Annotated in this window: 15 protein-coding genes and 1 tRNA gene; 7 read left to right on the top strand and 9 right to left on the bottom strand. The window is 62.9% G+C overall.

Annotated features, from left to right (window positions below; all coding sequences use genetic code 11):
* Window positions 1–126: 126 nt before the first annotated feature.
* From AB8841_RS01120 to AB8841_RS01105, 4 genes are all read left to right on the top strand, one after another.
* Window positions 127–474 (top strand): 4a-hydroxytetrahydrobiopterin dehydratase, encoded by a 348-nt coding sequence (locus AB8841_RS01120; RefSeq protein ID WP_370434047.1) that lies wholly within the window; start codon window positions 127–129, stop codon window positions 472–474.
* Window positions 475–1,330: 856 nt separating this feature from the next.
* A complete protein-coding gene (locus tag AB8841_RS01115) occupies window positions 1,331–2,428 on the top strand; it encodes a GGDEF domain-containing protein (protein WP_370434046.1) in 1,098 nt (365 codons plus the stop codon).
* Window positions 2,429–3,243: 815 nt separating this feature from the next.
* Window positions 3,244–5,244, top strand: coding sequence for a BCCT family transporter (locus AB8841_RS01110; protein WP_370434045.1), 2,001 nt, complete (start codon window positions 3,244–3,246; stop codon window positions 5,242–5,244).
* Window positions 5,245–5,308: 64 nt separating this feature from the next.
* A complete protein-coding gene (locus tag AB8841_RS01105; protein ID WP_370434044.1) occupies window positions 5,309–5,926 on the top strand; it encodes a hypothetical protein in 618 nt (205 codons plus the stop codon).
* 305 nt (window positions 5,927–6,231) lie between these two features.
* Here AB8841_RS01105 and AB8841_RS01100 read toward each other — a convergent pair.
* Together AB8841_RS01100 and AB8841_RS01095 are read right to left on the bottom strand one after the other, a co-directional pair.
* Window positions 6,232–6,306: transfer RNA gene (locus AB8841_RS01100), tRNA-Gly, on the bottom strand.
* A gap of 262 nt (window positions 6,307–6,568) precedes the next feature.
* Window positions 6,569–7,660, bottom strand: coding sequence for a 2'-deoxycytidine 5'-triphosphate deaminase (locus tag AB8841_RS01095; protein WP_370434043.1), 1,092 nt, complete (start codon window positions 7,658–7,660; stop codon window positions 6,569–6,571).
* A 286-nt stretch (window positions 7,661–7,946) separates the two neighbouring features.
* Here AB8841_RS01095 and apaG point away from each other — a divergent pair, with 286 nt between their 5' ends.
* Together apaG and argE are read left to right on the top strand one after the other, a co-directional pair.
* A complete protein-coding gene (apaG, locus tag AB8841_RS01090; protein ID WP_370434042.1) occupies window positions 7,947–8,339 on the top strand; it encodes a Co2+/Mg2+ efflux protein ApaG in 393 nt (130 codons plus the stop codon).
* A gap of 7 nt (window positions 8,340–8,346) precedes the next feature.
* Window positions 8,347–9,519, top strand: coding sequence for an acetylornithine deacetylase (argE, locus tag AB8841_RS01085; RefSeq protein WP_370434041.1), 1,173 nt, complete (start codon window positions 8,347–8,349; stop codon window positions 9,517–9,519).
* 179 nt (window positions 9,520–9,698) lie between these two features.
* Here argE and AB8841_RS01080 read toward each other — a convergent pair whose 3' ends face one another.
* The 3 genes from AB8841_RS01080 to AB8841_RS01070 are packed head-to-tail and all read right to left on the bottom strand — an operon-like array spanning window position 9,699 to window position 12,816.
* Window positions 9,699–10,688 carry an Hsp33 family molecular chaperone gene (locus AB8841_RS01080; RefSeq protein ID WP_370434040.1) on the bottom strand — a complete coding sequence of 330 codons (990 nt, stop codon included), beginning with the start codon at window positions 10,686–10,688 and terminating at the stop codon, window positions 9,699–9,701.
* Entirely contained in the window at window positions 10,685–11,611 is a 927-nt protein-coding gene (argF, locus tag AB8841_RS01075; protein ID WP_370434039.1) for an ornithine carbamoyltransferase, read from the bottom strand. The genes AB8841_RS01080 and argF overlap by 4 nt, the downstream gene beginning before the upstream one ends.
* Complete coding sequence (locus AB8841_RS01070) at window positions 11,611–12,816, bottom strand: aspartate aminotransferase family protein (protein ID WP_370434038.1); 1,206 nt, start codon at window positions 12,814–12,816, stop codon at window positions 11,611–11,613. The genes argF and AB8841_RS01070 overlap by 1 nt, the downstream gene beginning before the upstream one ends.
* A gap of 499 nt (window positions 12,817–13,315) precedes the next feature.
* Between AB8841_RS01070 and AB8841_RS01065 the strand changes: the two genes are divergently transcribed.
* Window positions 13,316–13,849 carry a GcrA family cell cycle regulator gene (locus AB8841_RS01065; RefSeq protein WP_370434037.1) on the top strand — a complete coding sequence of 178 codons (534 nt, stop codon included), beginning with the start codon at window positions 13,316–13,318 and terminating at the stop codon, window positions 13,847–13,849.
* Window positions 13,850–13,996: 147 nt separating this feature from the next.
* Here the strand turns inward: AB8841_RS01065 and phoB are convergent, their stop codons facing one another.
* The 4 genes from phoB to pstA are packed head-to-tail and all read right to left on the bottom strand — an operon-like array spanning window position 13,997 to window position 17,172.
* A complete protein-coding gene (phoB, locus tag AB8841_RS01060; RefSeq protein WP_370434036.1) occupies window positions 13,997–14,719 on the bottom strand; it encodes a phosphate regulon transcriptional regulator PhoB in 723 nt (240 codons plus the stop codon).
* A 2-nt stretch (window positions 14,720–14,721) separates the two neighbouring features.
* Entirely contained in the window at window positions 14,722–15,435 is a 714-nt protein-coding gene (gene phoU, locus AB8841_RS01055; protein WP_370434035.1) for a phosphate signaling complex protein PhoU, read from the bottom strand.
* 25 nt (window positions 15,436–15,460) lie between these two features.
* Complete coding sequence (pstB, locus tag AB8841_RS01050) at window positions 15,461–16,279, bottom strand: phosphate ABC transporter ATP-binding protein PstB (protein ID WP_370434034.1); 819 nt, start codon at window positions 16,277–16,279, stop codon at window positions 15,461–15,463.
* On the bottom strand, window positions 16,276–17,172 hold the full coding sequence (gene pstA / locus AB8841_RS01045) for a phosphate ABC transporter permease PstA (protein ID WP_370434033.1): 897 nt from the start codon (window positions 17,170–17,172) through the stop codon (window positions 16,276–16,278). The genes pstB and pstA overlap by 4 nt, the downstream gene beginning before the upstream one ends.
* Between the last annotated feature and the right edge of the window lie 10 nt (window positions 17,173–17,182).

The raw sequence follows: 17,182 nt of genomic DNA, 5'->3' as shown, positions 1-17,182 counted from the left end.
ACCCGCGTCAAGCGTCCTGGTCAGGTCACTCTGGCGAAATCGTCCCGCAGGTCATGGTATGAGTTTTCCAACAGCTCGTTGGCAAATATACTCCCACCCTGATGCATTGAAGAGAGGGCCAGGACGATGACGGAGCTGACCAGGAAGACCTGTACTCCCTGCCAAGGCGGGATCCCGCCTCTCACGCCGGTCGAGGCCGAAGCGTTTCGCCTCCAGACCCCGGAATGGGCCATTCGCGACGACGCGCACCGGATCGAGCGAACCTATAAGTTCAAGAACTTTGCTGATGCGTTTGTCTTCGTGCAACAGGCGGCGGAGCTTGCCGAGTCCGAAGGCCACCATCCCGATATCTCGTTCGGATGGGGATATGTAACGGTGTCGCTGCAGACCAAGAAGATCAAGGGGCTGCATGAGAACGACTTCATCATGGCCGCCAAGCTCGACCGGGGGATGGACGAACTGTCGCAAAGGTGAGCGAGGATCTCTCTCGACCTACAAGTCAGCTCTCTCGGGCAGCGTGAGCGCGTCCTCCTCCGACGGGCAGGAGCAGAGCTCAGATCGCGTCCTTCATCATGTCTCGTAGCATCGTCATCTGGCTCAAAAGACATGCCGCACGAGGCACGGCTTGGGACCTGACTTCACATAGTAAGAATGCCCCGGCTACTCGCGTCACTGCAGAACCTGGTAGATCCTTTGAAGGGGGGTCTAACCGCTTTTGGAACTCAGCGATCATCGCGTGCTGCGTCCGACATGGCGGTGAAGAAGCCTGCAGGGCCTAGAGCATCGTGCGGACCTTCGGGGCCGCCCGAACGATGCTCTAATCCAAGGAGAAAGCATCGGATGGGTCCCAAAAGTGCAGGTCCACTTTTGGGGCCGATTCTCTAGCTGCCGGTGGCAGGGGTCGAGCTTACTACGTACCGTTGTGGAAATACGTCACCTTCAGTGTTTTGTTCTACTGGACTGGTATTGACACTTGGTTCATGTCTAGTGCGCATCCTTGTCCAGAAGCTCGCAAGAGCCTAGGAGCTGTCGGGGGACCATGAGCGATCAGCAAGCTAATAAACCTCGTTTGGCGCCCAAGCTCTATCCATCAACACGCCTCCGGTCGATGGGAACACCGCATCGATGATCGACTTGCTGCAAGAGCGGCTACCCCTTCGCCTTGAAGGCAAGCTGCGCCCGCTCGCCGTTGTGTCCGTCGGAGCCGATGACTCGGCGATTGGCACGCAGTGGTCATGCGATTCCGGCGATACGGTCTCTGGTCGGCAACCTCACCGTCCTCACCATGACCTCATGGCCGCATGCAAGTAAGACCTGAAGCAAGCGCCGAATGGATAATCCCCTTCACGAGAGACGACGCTCGGTTCTCAGCCTGCTAGCTTTGGGAGGATTGCTGTGTGTCGTGGCCCTTTGGTGGTTCGAGCACACAACGGGCATCATCGCGGACTATGATCGCTACGCATATCCGATGCTCGCACTCGTCTTCGGCTGCAGTCTGACGGTTCTGCGCCTGTTTCCGAATAAGTTCACCTTGGCGCTTCTAGGGTGCTATTTTGGGGTTTCTCTGTATTTTGTCGCTGCGATCACGACATTCACGCTGCTGCAGGCGCAGAACAACCTCTATATCGTTGCCAACACGCTGCAGTGGATGCCCTTGATCCATGTTACGGCCTTCGTGCTGTTCCAGCAGCGTCATGCAATCGTACTGAGCGGCGGCGTCTTCGTCGCATCGATTGCTCCATCTTGCTTGATCTTGCTTATCCGAGGACCGGGCTTCTGGTCGCTTGAGCTTGGAGTGCTCCTGATCAATGCTGGTGCGGTACACCTTCTCGTGATCCTGTCGCTATCCTTCTTCACAGTGCTCCATGCCCAGTTCGAGCAAGCGCGAGTCGCGGCGGCGGCAATGGAGAACTCTGCCCATACGGATGCCCTTACGGGTATTGCTAACAGGAGGGGCATGGAGGCCGCATTCCAGCGGCTTCAGACAGATTCATCCGTCTCGGCAGTCCTGATCCTATTGGACGTCGACCACTTCAAGCGCGTAAACGACCGGTTCGGACATTTCGCAGGCGATGAGGTTCTCCGATGGGTCGCGTCATCCATCACGAGCCAGCTTCGCCTCGGCGATCTGGCCGGCCGCTGGGGTGGAGAGGAGTTCGTGATTGCAGCTCCGGGGACCTCTCTGAGCGATGGCGCTCAGCTGGCGGAGCGGATGTGCCATGCCATCAGTGCCAAGGGTCATCCGATCGTTGGAGCGGTCACCATCAGCGCGGGGGTTGCCGCCTGGACGAGCGACTTGCCTTTACAGGAGGCCCTCCGGTTGGCGGATAGCGCACTTTACAGGGCCAAGGCGCGTGGCCGCAACCGTATCGAGATCGCGGCGGATCAGCCCCTTTCATGTCCACTGGATCCTCAGGTCACAGTCTGAAAGTTTACCGTTTGCGAGCCGCCACAGCCACATGAAGTACCATGGCGCGCCGGAGGATCCCGCCCATGTGCAATCTCCACTCGAGCTACACCACTCAGGGGGGCATGGCTGGCCTCTCAGGTCCGGTCCCGGGACCACCCGTCCCGCATCATCCTGCGGCAGATGACCGGAGGCCGACCTCAAGATGCTCAACATCATCAACTACGCTCCTTTTTTCGAACGGGCGGCGGAGGGAAAGGACGAGCGGCGGCTCGATCGGCATCGGACCCGATGCAGTGCTACCCTAAACCTCTGCTCGCTCTGAGAGGTGGGGCACGGTGGGCTGCCAAGGTTTGAGATTGCTTCCGCAACCTACGGACTACTGGTGCATTGACCTCCCAACGTCCATGTCGGGCGTAGGTCCGTGGTCAGCCCAGGAATGAGAGGAAGCGATGTGGTTGTCGTATCCATCCCAGGCCACCTGAGGCCGCTTTATCCCGTTCACGCGGTCTTTCTCGCCTTTCCATTCCCCCCTGTTCCTTGGCGCGCTGCTCAGCGATCTCACCTACCGATTGAGCGTCCACGTGCTGTGGGCGGACTGCTTGACGGTGGTTTCGCCCTGGTCAGGGCGCAGATTTCGCCAACGGAGTGTTGGTCGGCGAGCATGGCAGTTGGAACCCCAGCGTACCGGTCGTCTCCAGGGTGATCTTCATGCCGTACCGCGATAGCCCGCCTGCCGGCAAACCGATCGAATTCGTCTCTGGTTTCCTGGTAGACGACGGCAACACGCGAGGCCGCGCCGCCGAGGCTGACGTCGGAGCACCCAAAGGAGCCGCATGTTCAAACGCTTCATCATCAACCCGCCAGTGTTTTTCGGCGCCGTCACCCTCATCGGCCTTTTCCTCGCCATCGGAGTCATTCTCCCGGATCGCGCTGGCGAGGTCTTCAAGGACTTGCAGGCCGCCATTCTCAAAGCCTTCGGCTGGCTCTATCTCCTCGCAGTCGCAATCTTCCTCGCCACGGTTCTGCTTCTCTGCATGGGCCGCTACGGCCGGCTGAAGCTCGGACCGGACGAATCCACTCCCGACTTCAGGTTCACCTCCTGGATCGCCATGCTGTTCGCAGCCGGCATGGGGATCGGCCTCATGTTCTATGCCGTGGGCGAGCCGATGACCCACTTCATGGCGCCGCCAACGGCTCAGCCGCGTTCGGTCGCGGCGATGCGCGAGGCCATGACCGTCACCTTCTTCCACTGGGGCATCCATGCCTGGGCCATCTATGCGGTGGTCGGCCTGTCTCTGGCGTATTTCGGCTACCGCTACAACCTGCCGCTCACGATCCGCTCCGGCCTCTATCCGCTTCTCAAGGAGCGCATCAACGGTCCCATCGGCCATGCCGTCGACATCTTCGCTATTGTCGGCACCATGTTCGGCATCGCCACCTCGCTCGGCGTGGGCGTCTCCCAGATCAATGCCGGCCTCAACTATCTCCTGGGCGTCCCCATCGGCCCCGAAATTCAACTTCCCCTGATCGCAGTCATTACGGCCCTGGCCACGGTTTCGGTGGTCAGCGGCGTCGACAAGGGGGTCCGCATCCTCTCCGAAACCAATCTGATCGTGGCGGTCCTGCTGATGCTCTTCGTCCTGGTGGTCGGACCAACGGCGCAGCTCTTCCGCGACTTCGTCCAGAACCTGGGTCTCTATCTCGACACGCTGCTGCTGCGCACCTTCAACATCTATGCCTATGAGCCGACGCCCTGGATCGACGCCTGGACGCTCTTCTACTGGGCCTGGTGGATTTCCTGGTCGCCATTTGTCGGCATGTTCATCGCCCGCATCTCCCGCGGCCGCACCGTGCGCGAGTTCGTCGCCGCCGTGCTGTTCATCCCGGCCGGCTTTACTTTTTTCTGGATGACCGTGTTCGGCAACACCGCGATGTTCGTGGACACCGGTGTGGCCCACGGTGCGCTCGGTGCTGCCATCGCCGATGACGTGTCAGTCGGCCTGTTCAAGTTCTTCGAGTACCTGCCGTTCACGGGCGTCACCTCCACCCTGGCCGTGCTCCTGGTCGCGATCTTCTTCATCACCTCTGCGGATTCCGGCTCGCTGGTCGTCGACTCCATCGCGGCCGGCGGTGAAACCCGGACCACCACCGGCCAGCGTGTCTTCTGGTGCATTCTCCAGGGCGTCGTCGCGGCCAGCCTGCTCCTTGCCGGCGGTCTCGGCGCCCTGCAATCGGCGACGGTGGCCAGTGCCCTGCCCTTCACCTTTGTCATGCTGGCCCTCGTCTGGTCGCTCCTGGCCGGCATGCGCGCCGACCTCGCTCAGCAGGAGGCTCAGGCTGATAGGACGTACACTCCCGCCGCCCAGCCCGCCACGGGCCTCCCTTGGCAGCGCCGTCTCGCGCTCATCCTCCATGCTCCGACCGAGGCCGAGGTCGACAGGTTCATTGCCGCCCAGGTGCGTCCGGCGCTCGAGCAGGTCGCGAGAGAGCTGAGCGGGCGCGGCCGCACCTCCCATGTGGTCGAGGAGGAAAGCGGCGCCATCGCCCTGCGAACGCCAGCCGAGGGCGTCCGCGACTTCATCTACGGCGTCAGCCGCAGCGCCCAGCCCGTGCCCACCTTCCTGCTCGATGCCGGCAAGCCGGAATACCGTTACGAGGCCCGCACCTATTTTTCCAGCGGCAGCCGCGGCTACGACATTATGGGCATGGATCGTGACCAGATCATCACGGACGTTCTCGTCCAGTTTGAACGCTATCTCCTGCTCGTCCGCTCGCCAGCGACGCAACTTGTCCACGGCGCTCCGGAACATGAGCCTGATCCACCCTCAAGGTGAAGGAGCCCTTGCTGGGGTCCCTGGAGAGCGAGAGGGTCATCGATCTAACTGCAAGCGGACGATCATGTGGAACTGGATTGCTGGCAACCATCAAGTCATCAGCGCGCTGGCGAATATCGCGATGCTGCTTGTTTGGATCGCCTATCTGCAGGTGTTCGTCAGCAGCTATCGTCGGCAGAAGCGGTCGAACATTCTGATCAACCGTGGCGCTGGGTCCGGGCTGGAGGCCCGGTGCCTGATCAGCAACATGAGCGCGGAGGTGATCTACATCGAGAGCCTCATCGCGACCGTCGAGACCGCCAAGGGACGGTGGAGTTGCCCGGTGACCGAGGTGCTGGAAGGCCGCTCGGACCTGGATCTGAAGACACGGCAAGGCCCGTTGCAGGCGGGACGGCTCATTGACGTCGGATCGTTTCGAAGCCTCGCCGAGCCAGCGCTCCAAAGCGGTGCAGAACCGCAGGGCGCCGATCCTTCATATTGCCTGGAGAACCTCGTCGCCCTCGAGATTAAGGTGATCGCGGTGCATGGCTCCGAGGATCTGCTTGCCGGGGCAAAACGCCGGTTCGACCTGATCCGGCGAGAGGACCGGCTGCTTCTGAGGGGGCATACAGTCGGCACGCAGCAGATCCGGTCTCGCCGGGAGCGCGAGGAGCTCCGTGACGATGTCGAACCGGATCTGTGATCGACGGGATCCGGCTCCTCCCAACCCTTGACCTGCGGCGAGGAGCTCGGCGTCGCAGGCCGTCAAAGCGCCAAGCATACTCCTCAATCGCGCAACGCACCTGGTCCCAACAACGTTCCGCTACCAAACAGTTAGGAGAGTCCCCATCAGGCCTTCTCAGACCACGATCGTCAAGGACGGATTGACGCAGCGATTCGAGTGCCGTTGGAAGAGATTGTTGTATCAGCGTTGTATCACTCGGATCCTGCAGGGCGCGGTCCGAGTGACCTAATCGTTGCACCCCTTGGCAATTCCTAAAGGAAATTTGGAGCGGGCGATGGGAATCGAACCCACGACATTCAGCTTGGGAAGCTGACGTTCTACCTCTGAACTACGCCCGCCTGAAGCTTTGTTTACAATGCTTCGGGGGTGGTTCGTCAAGTCCAAACGGTACTCTGTGTCAGGCCCATGCTGCCGTGGTGGTTGAAGATTCACACATCCCAAGAGCGTGGCGCTCCATTTCGGGCCGGCTTGACCGAGCGGCACCGGCATTCGGCCTCGAAGCCGTTGATCCCCCTCGAAAGGCGCATCCCGGCACCGTCTCGCCACCGCTTCGGGGCCAGCGGCCGCTCGCCCCATCCGGGCCCTCGTCTGGGGACCGGTTTAGCGGAAGTGCTTCGACAGCTTCAGCCCTTGTGCCTGATAATTGGAGCCTGCCCCCGACCCATAGAGCACCTGAGGGCGTTCGGCCATGCGCTCGTAGACGAGCCGTCCGACGATCTGGCCATCCTCCAGGATAAAGGGCACATCGCGGGAGCGGACCTCAAGGACGGCGCGAGCCCCCTCTCCTCCTGCGCCGGCATGGCCGAAGCCCGGATCGAAGAAGCCGGCATAGTGAACACGGAATTCGCCGACAAGCGGGTCGAAGGGCACCATTTCGGCGGCATAATCCGGCGGCACGTGCACCGCCTCCTTCGAAGCCAGGATATAGAACTGACCCGGATCGAGGATCAGCGTCCGGGAGGCATCCGCATAGAGCGGCTCCCAGAAATCGGCGATCCGGCAGGAAGCTGGCTTGTCCACGTCCACGAGGCCTGTATGGCGTTTGGCGCGGTAGCCGATGAGCCTGTCCGAGCCGAAGCCGGCCAGATCGACGCTCACGGCAACGCCGTCCTGGATCGACGGCTCGGTGGAGGTGACGATCCGTTCTCGCCGGTGAAGGGCATGAAGATCCGCGTCGTTCAACCGGACCTCGCCCTTGCGCAGGCGCAATTGCGAGAGACGCGTGCCCGTCCTGACCAGGACCGGGAAGGTGCGGGGCGAGATCTCCGCATAGAGCGGACCCGAATAGCCCATGCCGATCGTGTCGAATTCCTGGCTGCGGTCGGTGATCACCCGGGTAAACACGTCGATACGGCCCGTCGAGCTCTTGGGGTTCGCGGCCGCCGACAGACCGTCGGGCAGGGAGAGGCTTTCCTGAAGCTCGGCGATGTAGACGCTGCCCGTCTCCAGGATGGCGCCCGCGGACAGATCGATCTCGTGGAAGCTCAGCTGCGCCAAGCGGTCCCGGACCGTATGGTTGCGGCCCGGCAGGAAGCTGGCGCGGACCCGGTAGGCCCGACGGCCCAGCCTCAGATCGAGGCTCGCAGGTTGGACCTGATCGGAGGCGAAGGGCGTCTCCGGTTTGATCACGCCCGCTTCCGCGAGGCGCCTGATGGCATCAGCCGATTGGATTCCGTCCTTCAACGCGACCATGACCTTACATTCCAAGGGCTCTGAGCCCCTCTTCGAGTGTTCTTAGCTTAGCTGTCGGAGCCGTGTAACGGAATTCCCGATCCGTTTCACCATTGTCGTTGGGAAAAGGGCGCAAGGCCAGCCCTGCCGGGTCGACCGAGCGCATGAAGGTTAATCCGGCACCGGGCCGGGATCGATCCTGCACCGGACGCCTTCGCGAGGATGCCCCTTCAGCCTCAATTGACGGCGCCTGAAGGCGGCCTTACGACGAGGGCCTAACATTCCATCACTGGCCGAGGGACCACTCATGTACAAGGCCGTCACCCGCGGCATCAGCGTGACCGTGACACCCCGCTACATGCCGGAAGAATCCTCGCCCGACGAGAACCGCTACTTCTTCGCCTACACGGTGGAGATCATCAACCTGGGCCTGGAACGCGTGCAGCTGCGCGCCCGTTACTGGCGCATCACCGACGAGCAGGGCCGCATGCAGGAAGTGCGCGGGGTCGGTGTGGTCGGCGAGGAGCCGGTGCTCGGCCCGGGTGAGAGCTACAGCTATACCAGCGGCTGTCCGCTGACGACGCCGAGCGGCACGATGCAGGGCAGCTACGTGATGGAAACCGCAACCGGCGAGACCTTCGACGCCGCCATTCCCGCCTTTTCACTCGACATGCCGCGCGGCAAGCGCGTGCTGCACTGAGGTTTTCATGTCTCCCAACGGTCAGCGGTTCACGCCGCTTGAAATGCTCGCGAAGCTTGTCGCTTTCGATACCGAAAGCGACAAGTCGAACCTTGCGCTCATCGACTTCGTAGAGGCCTATCTCCGGAGCTGGAACGTGCCGTTTGTGCGTGTTCCGAACGGGACCGGCGACAAGGCCGCCCTCTATGCCACCATCGGCCCGCAGGACAAGGGCGGCGTCGTGCTGTCCGGCCATACGGACGTGGTGCCCGTCGCCGGACAGCCCTGGACGTCGGATCCGTTTACGCTGCGCATCGAGAACGGGCGCGCCTACGGGCGCGGCGCCGTGGACATGAAGGCCTTCGACGCGCTGGCGCTCGCATTGATTCCGGAATTTCAGGCCGCCGATCTCAAGACGCCGATCCACATCATGCTCTCCTACGACGAGGAGACGACATGCCTGGGCGTCGTCGACACCATTCGCCGTTTCGGCCAGGATCTACCCATGCCAAAGGCCGTGATCGTCGGCGAGCCGACGATGCTGGAGGTTGTCGATGCGCATAAGAGCGTGGTGACCTTCACGACGACGGTGCACGGATTGGAGGCCCATTCGTCCAAGCCCTATCTCGGCGCCAGCGCCGTGATGACGGCGGCCGAATTGATCGCGGAACTCAATCGGATCGGCGACGAGATGATGGAGCGTGGAGACATCAGCGGACGCTTCGATCCGCCCTACACCACCGTGCATGTGGGCGTCGTTTCGGGCGGCACGGCGCGCAATATCATCTCGAAATCCTGCACCTTCCACTGGGAGTTCCGTGGGCTCCCGAGCCAGGATCCCCACGAGATCCCCGACAGGCTCGAGGCATTCGTGCAGAACGTTGCGCTCAAGCGGCTAACCCGCTTCGGCGATTTCGGGCATATCGAAACGAAAATCCATGCTCACGTGCCCGGCCTTGCGCCGGAACCGGGATCGTTCGCGGAGACCCTCGCCCTGAGGCTTGCCGGCAAAAACCGCACACAGACGGTTCCCTTCGGGACGGAGGCGGGCCATTTCCAGGCCGCAGGCGTCCCGACCGTCATCTGCGGCCCCGGCTCCATCAACCAGGCGCATCAGGCGGACGAGTACATCACGCTGGATCAACTGGAGGCAGGCGCGGCCTTCATGCGCCGCTTGGCGGCGACCTGCGCGAAGCCCTGAACGCTTTCGGTCGTCGACCGTCATCCCGGGGCCGCGCAGCGGCGCCCGGGACCCATGATCGCTGGCCAGGCCGAATAAGGCGAGCGGGGTGTGGCTATGCTCCCACCTGAACCGTCAGTGGCGCTGGATCCCCGCTTGCGCGGGGCCGACGGGTCGCGTTCAGCGCTTCGACCGATGCCTCACGCTTCCGTCTTGCCGATCGCGGCCTCCACGTTGGCCGGGTCGAGATCGTAGAAACGCGAGCAGAATTCGCAGGTGATGCCGATGCGTCCGTTGTCGCCGACCATGTCGCGGCGATCCTCCGGAGAGAAGCGGCGCATCATTCCCATGATACGCTCATGCGAGCAGGTGCATTCCTCGTGCACGCGCTGGCCTTCGAACACGCGCACGCCACGCTCGTGGAACAGGCGGTAGAGCAGCCGTTCGCTCGATACGGCAGGATCGATGAGCTCATGATCTTCGACCGTTGCCAGCAGCGACTTAGCCTCCACCCAGGCATCGTCCTCCGAGGGCATGCCCAGATCGTGCGGCGGATGGCCTTCCGGTATATCGCCAGGATCGAGATCCGCCTGGCGCAGCCGCTCGGACGAGGACGGCAGGAACTGGATCATCAGGCCGCCCGCACGATAGGTGTGGCGTCCGTTCTCGAACTGCTCGGCCACCGCGAGGCGCACCTGCGTCGGGATCTGTTCCGATTGACGGAAATATTGGTGCGCGGCCTCTTCGAAGCCCTGTCCATCGAGAGCGACAACCCCCTGATAGCGGCTGCGCTCCGACCCCTGATCGATGGTCATGGCGAGGTAGCCGGAGCCAAGGAGTTCGCCGGTTCCCGGTGTCACCGACCCGAGAACTTCCAGCTTCTCCTTGTCGAAACGGGCCGTAGCGCGCAACCTGTCGGGCGCGTTGAAGTCCACCACCACCATGTCGATGATGCCGTCGGTCTTCGTCTGAAGCTGGAAGCGCCCTTCGAGCTTCAGCGATGAACCGAGCATGACGGTGAGCGCGGCCGCCTCGCCGATGACGCGGGCGACCACGTCGGGATAACCGTGACGGGCCAGGATGGTGTCGATGGAAGGACCGAGACGGACCACCCGCCCGCGCACGTCGAGGGGCTCGACCGCGAACGGCAGGACGATGTCATCATGTCCCTCGAACGAAGCTGAACTCATGCGCTTTCTGCTCCAAGGCACCAGGCCAGGATGCCCTTTTGTGCATGAAGCCGGTTCTCGGCCTCATCGAAAACCACGGATTGCGACCCGTCCATGACCTCATCCGTCACCTCCTCGCCGCGATGGGCCGGGAGACAATGCATGAACACGGCGTCATTGGCGGCCACGCCCATCAGCCTGCTGTTCACCTGATACGGCTTGAGCAGGTTATGGCGGCGGAACTCGTCGTCATCGCCCATGGAGACCCAGCAATCGGTGACGATGGCATCAGCCCCCTCGGCTGCCTCGAATGCGTCGGTCGTCACGCTGATCCGCGCTCCCTCCTGTTTGGCCCAGGACAAAAGCTCCGGGCGCGGAGCAAGTTCCGGCGGAGACGCGATCTTCAGCGTAAAATTCAGGCGCGCGGAGGCATGGACCCACGAGGCGAGCACGTTGTTGGCATCGCCGACCCAGGCGACCGTGCGGCCCTCGATCGGACCGTTATGCTCCTCGAATGTCATGACGTCCGCCATGATCTGGCATGGATGCGTCGTCTTGGTCAGCCCATTGATCACCGGGATCGAAGCGTATTGCGCCAGTTCCGTCACCATGGCGTGGTCGAGAGTGCGGATCATGATCGCGTCCACGTAGCGCGAGAGAACCCGCGCCGTGTCCGCGATGCTCTCGCCGCGGCCAAGCTGCATCTCCTTGCCCGTGAGCATCAACGTCTCGCCGCCAAGCTCGCGCATGCCCACGTCGAAGGAGACACGGGTGCGGGTGGAGGGCTTGTCGAACACCATGGCGAGCGTCTTGCCCTCGAGCGGTCGGTCGCCGGAGCGCTCACCCCGGCGGCGCTTGGCCTTGATGCCGGAGCCGATAGCCAGGATGTGGCGAATCTGGGCGCCCGAAAAGTCGCTGAGATCGAGAAAGTGACGGGGTTTCATTAAACTGCTCCCGGCCGAGCCTGGGTCTTCAGCTCAGCTTCCATCGCCGCGCAGGCGGCATCCAGACGATCGAAGGCTTCCGAAATATCCGCATCGGAAATAATGAGCGGCGGCAGAAGCCGAACCACATTGTCGCCGGCCCCGATCAGAATGATCTTCTGCTTCCGGGCAGCGGCGACGAAACCGGTATTGGGCACGACAGTGCGCAGGCCCATCATGAGCCCGAAGCCGCGCACCTCCGCGATAACGGCAGGATGGCGATCCTTCAGCTCGGCCAACCGCTGCTTCAGCAGAAGGCCCTTGCGCTCCACTTCCTTGAGGAAGCCGGGCGCCAGGATCACGTCGAGCACCGCATTGCCGACCGCCATTGCGAGCGGATTGCCGCCGAACGTGGTGCCGTGCGTGCCCACGGTCATGCCCTTGGCCGCCTCGCGCGTGGCAAGGCAGGCGCCGAGAGGGAAACCGCCGCCGATCCCCTTGGCCACGGACATGATGTCGGGCGTCACGCCCGTCCATTCATAGGCGAAGAGCTTGCCCGTGCGGCCGACCCCGGTCTGAATTTCGTCGAAGATCAGGAGAAGGCCGTCCCGGTCGCAGAGCGCCCGCAATTCCTTCATGAAGGCCGCGTCGACCGAGCGGACGCCGCCCTCGCCCTGGATCGGTTCGATCAGGAGAGCGGCCGTTTCGGGGCCGATTGCGGCCTTGAGCGCATCGAGATCGTTGAGGGGAACCTGGTCGAAACCCTCGACTTTCGGGCCGAAGCCTTCCAGGTACTTGGCCTGGCCGCCGGCCGCGATGGTTGCAAGGGTCCGGCCGTGGAAGGCGCCCTCGAACGTGACGATGCGAAAGCGTTCCGGATGGCCGTTGGCATGATGATACTTGCGAGCCATCTTCACGGCCGCCTCGTTGGCCTCGGCGCCTGAATTCGAGAAGAAGACGACGTCGGCGAAGGTATTCTCCACCAGCCGCGCGGCCAGGCGCTCACCTTCCGGAATCTGGAACAGGTTGGAGGTATGCCAGAGCTTGGAGGCCTGCTGGGTCAGTGCCTCGACAAGGTGCGGGTGGGCATGCCCCAGAGCGTTCACGGCGATGCCCGCGCCGAAATCGAGATATCGCTGCCCGTCTCGGCCGTAGAGCCAAGCCCCCTCTCCCTTCTCGAAGGACAGTTCGGCGCGTGCATAGGTCGGCAGCAATGGCGATGTCACGGGATATCTCCGCCTCTGGTGGAAGCCCAAGGACACCCTGAAGGTCGGCCTTGGGCCTTTAAAAAGAAAGCGCCGCCCAAGCGGGGCGGCACAGCGGAGATTCTAACGAGGCGCGAGACCCTGTCAATTCAAGAGAAATGAAGTGACCCATCACAGGGAAATTTTCCGGTTGGATATCGGGCGACAAGCTTAGATCCACCGCTTGAAGTAACTCCGTGGTCCGTTTCGAGGCGGTTCCTCCCTGGGGAACCGGCGAAATGCGACAGTCCATACCATGCGTCGGGAGAGTTCCTTGGGGAAAACGGCGGGGGGTGGACGGGGACTCTTGCGCCCGAGTCCGCCCATCCTGTAACTTCGGGTCAGTCGAGTACAGCATTCGTGCGGCGGCTTTCACCCTCAGGAGCGACCCTGCCAACGCGGTCGGACATCAATTTTCTGTCCGCGAGGTACAGGGGATTCCGGGTTCAAAGAAGCAGCCACGAGGAGGCAGGTTTTAAAAATGACAGATGCGGGCGCAACTTGGACGGATGAGCGGGTCGAGCTTCTCAAGAAGCTCTGGACCGACGGCTTGAGCGCGAGCCAGATCGCCGCCGAACTCGGAAACGTGACCCGCAACGCGGTGATCGGCAAGGTTCATCGCCTCGGCCTCTCCGGCCGCGCCAAGGACGTGAAGCCCGTCTCGGCCGCGCCTCGCGCCCGGAAGGTGACGCGCGCTCCCAGCGCGCCGGCCCCAATTGCGCCTCCGGCCCACAGCAACGTGGTCCTGGCGCCTATCTCGCTCCAGCCTGCCCCGCAGGCCCCGGTGGAGATGATCGAAGAGGACGACGTGGCGATCCCGATGTCCGAGCGCGTCACCATCATGGATCTGCGCGAGTCCATGTGCCGCTGGCCGATGGGCGATCCGACGAAGCCGGAGTTCCGTTTCTGCGGCGCCCGTTCCATTACGGGACTGCCCTATTGCACCCACCACGCCCGCATCGCCTATCAGCCCGTGGCCGATCGCAAGCGTGAGCGTAAGCTCGCCCGCGCCTAGAGCACCGGACCCAAAAGTGGACTTGCGCTTTTGGGATCAACGCGATGCTCCCACTATAGAACGGAGCATCGGATAAAACCGAGTTTTCAAGAAAAGGGCCGCGCTGATCTTCTCAGCGCGGCCCTTTTCCGTCTTTCCCGTGAAGGATCAGCCTGACGCGTTCGCGGCCTGATCGGCGCGGGCAAACGTCTCGTCGAAGGAATAGCCCGCTCCACGCACGGTCCGGATCGGATCCGGCAACCGCGGAAGATTAATGGCCTTGCGCAGACGGCCCACATGCACGTCCACTGTCCGCTCGTCGATATAGACGTCGTGTCCCCAGACCGCATTGAGCAGGTGCTCGCGGGAAAAGACGCGCCCCGGGCTCTGCATGAGAAACTCGAGCAGCCGGAATTCGGTGGGACCCAGATGAAGATCCTTGCCGGAGCGGCGCACCCGATGGGTTTCGCGGTCGAGTTCCATGTCACCCGCCCGTAGGAGCGTTGCGATATGAGCCGGCTTCGTGCGGCGCAGGAGTGCCCGCACGCGTGCGAGCAGTTCCGGCACCGAGAAGGGCTTGACGATATAATCATCCGCACCTGTGGACAGTCCCCGGATACGGTCGCCCTCCTCACCACGCGCCGTCAGCATGATGACCGGCAGGCGCTCGGTCTCGGGGCGCACGCGGATGCGGCGGCAGAGTTCGATCCCGGACAATCCCGGCAGCATCCAGTCGAGCAGCACGATGTCCGGCACCTGCTCGCGAAGTCGGATCTCGGCCTCATCCCCCCGCGATACGCTGTCGACCTCGTAGCCTTCGGCCTCGAGATTGTAGCGCAGGAGCAGAGTCAACGGCTCCTCATCCTCCACAATCAGAACGCGAGGCCCCATCGTCAGGCTCCCGCCTCGGTGCTCGCATCGATCGAGCGGTCGTTCTTGGGACGTTCGATGGCGAGGGTCTCGCCCGTTACGAGATAATGCACCGTTTCGGCGATGTTGGTGGTGTGGTCGCCGATCCGCTCGATGTTCTTGGCGCAGAACAGGAGATGCGTGCAGAAGGAGATGTTGCGGGGATCTTCCATCATGTAGGTCAGAAGCTCGCGGAAGAGCGACGTATAGAGCGCATCGATGGCGCCATCGCGCTTCCAGACGTCGAGGGCCCGCACCGTGTCCTGCTGTGCATACGCGTCGAGCACGTCCTTAAGCTGACCCAGCACGAGATCGCTCATGTGCTGGAGGCCGAGAACGATCTTCTGCGGCTGGAAGTCGCCCCCGATGGCAAGCGCACGCTTGGCGATGTTCTTGGCCAGGTCGCCGATGCGCTCCACATCTCCGGAGACCCGGATCGCCGAGATGGTCTCGCGCAGATCGACCGCCAGGGGCTGGCGGCGGGCAATGGTGAGGATGGCGCTCTCCTCGATCTCGCGCTGGAGCAGATCGAGGCGCTTGTCCGAGGCGATGACGGTCTGCGCCAGAGCGGTGTCGTGACGCACGAGCGCGCTGATCGAATCCACGAGCATTTTCTCGGCGATGCCGCCCATCTCGGTGATGCGGCGACGCAGAGCCTGCAGGTCGTTGTCGTAGGAGCTGACGATATGCTCCGCCATGGGATGCCTCCTTGAGGCGCTTCGGTCAGCCGAAGCGGCCCGTGATGTAATCCTGAGTCTGTTTCTTCGACGGGTTCATGAACATCTTGGTCGTCGGACCGAACTCCACGAGTTCGCCCAGATACATGAAGGCCGTGAACTGGGAGATGCGCGCCGCCTGCTGCATGTTGTGGGTGACGATGACGATGGTGAATTCCGAGCGGAGCTGCTCGATAAGCTCCTCGATCTTGCCCGTGGAAATCGGGTCCAGCGCGGATGTCGGCTCATCGAGCAGGATCACCTCGGGGCGCTGCGCGATTGCGCGCGCGATGCAAAGGCGCTGCTGCTGGCCGCCGGAGAGTCCCATGCCGGACTGGCGCAGCTTGTCCTTCACCTCGTCCCAGAGGGCCGCCTTGCGCAGGGCTCCCTCCACGCGGCCGTCGAGCTCGCTCTTCGGCAGCTTCTCGTAAAGGCGGATCCCGAAGGCGATGTTGTCGTAGATCGACATGGGGAACGGGGTCGGCTTCTGGAACACCATGCCGACACGGGCCCGCAACTCGTTGACGTCGATGGATGGAGACAGGACATTCTGCCCGTCGAGCAGGATCTGACCTTCCGCGCGCTGCTCGGGATAGAGGCTGTAGATGCGGTTGAAGGTCCGCAGCAACGTGGACTTTCCGCATCCCGAAGGGCCGATGAGCGCCGTCACCTGCCGGTCGTAGAAGTCGAGCGAGATGTCTTTCAGGCCACGGAAATCGCCATAGTAGAAGTCGAGTTTCCTGACGGCGATGCGGACCGAAGCATCGGCATCGGCTGCAGCCGCATTCCCGATGGCGCTGCTCGCGTTGACGGCAATCGTGCTCATCGGACTTTATCCTTCTTGAAGAGCAGGCGCGCCACGATGGAGAGCGCCAGGATGGACAGGGTGATGATGAGGGCGCCGGCCCAGGCGAGCTCGCGCCAGTTCTGATACGGCGCCAGCGCGAACTGGTAGATCGTCACGGGCAGGTTGGAGACGCCGCCCATCAGGCTCGGGCTGAACCAGAAGGTGTTGTTGAGCGCTGTGAACAGCAGCGGCGCGGTTTCGCCCGCAATGCGCGCCGTGGCCAGGATCACGCCGGTGACCATGCCGGCCCGCGCGGCCTTCCAGCTGATCTTGACGATCACCGTCGACATGGGCGCGCCCAGCGCTGCTCCGGCCTCACGAAGGGAGCCGGGCACGAGCCGCAGCATGTCCTCGGTCGAGCGCACGATCACGGGAACCGCGATGATTGCAAGCGCCACTCCTCCGGCCCATCCGGAATAGCCTCCCATCGGCTGCACCATCAGCATGTAGACGAAAAGGCCGATGAGGATGCTGGGAGCCGCCAGCAGGATGTCGTTGACGAAGCGGATCACGGTGGCGAGCGTCGAGTCCTTGCCGTATTCGGCAAGGTATGTTCCCGCGAGCACGCCGATGGGCGTTGCGACCACGATGCCCAGGAGCGTCAGGATCAGGCTGCCGACGATGGCATTGGCAATGCCGCCGCCCTGCGTGCCGGGCCCCGGCGTGGTTTCCGTGAAGACCGCCGGAGAAAGCCCCCCGATGCCTTCCACCAGCAGCATCAGCAAGATCCACCCGAGCACGAAAGCTCCCAGAAGCGTGAAGAGCGTGCAGATGATCTTCAGCGCGCGGTCGGCAATGTAACGGCCACGCCGAACGCGTCCCCAGGGAGTAGGAGAAGCCGTCTCGGCATTCTTGTAGAGAGCGGTATCCATCGGACATCCC

The sequence above is a fragment of the Microvirga sp. TS319 genome, from assembly GCF_041276405.1.
GTDB lineage: Bacteria > Pseudomonadota > Alphaproteobacteria > Rhizobiales > Beijerinckiaceae > Microvirga.
The sequence above is the reverse complement of the archived record's forward strand: the minus strand, read 5'-3'. Positions and strand labels throughout refer to the sequence as shown.